Source organism: Vibrio sp. HI00D65, assembly GCF_001635455.1.
Classification (GTDB): domain Bacteria; phylum Pseudomonadota; class Gammaproteobacteria; order Enterobacterales; family Vibrionaceae; genus Vibrio.
Map to the genome: position 1 here is coordinate 1 of NZ_LWEH01000189.1, position 345 is coordinate 345.

Below are 345 nucleotides of genomic sequence, written 5' to 3' on the forward strand. Positions count from 1 at the left end.
GCGATTGTCACGAATGGTGGTGGTCCTGCGATTATGGCTGTTGATACGTTATACGAACGTGGAGGTAAACTCGCTGAATTATCGGAAGAGACGCTCGAAAAACTTAATAAGGTGTTACCTTCAAGCTGGTCACATAGCAATCCAATCGATATTGTTGGTGATGCGGGTGATCAGCGTTATATCGATACTATCAACACACTGCTCGATGGTGATGAAGCGGATGCCATTTTGATCATGCATAGTCCTTCAGCCATCGCACATTCTGCTCAAACCGCAGAGCGCATCATCGACGCGATTAAAAAGCATCCTCGCCACAAGCGATTCAATATTCTCACCAATTGGTCC

1 pseudogene is annotated in these 345 nt (G+C 46.1%); it reads left to right on the top strand.

The features are described from left to right. Positions 1–345: pseudogene (locus A3712_RS14995) on the top strand (acetate--CoA ligase family protein); the annotation flags it as partial.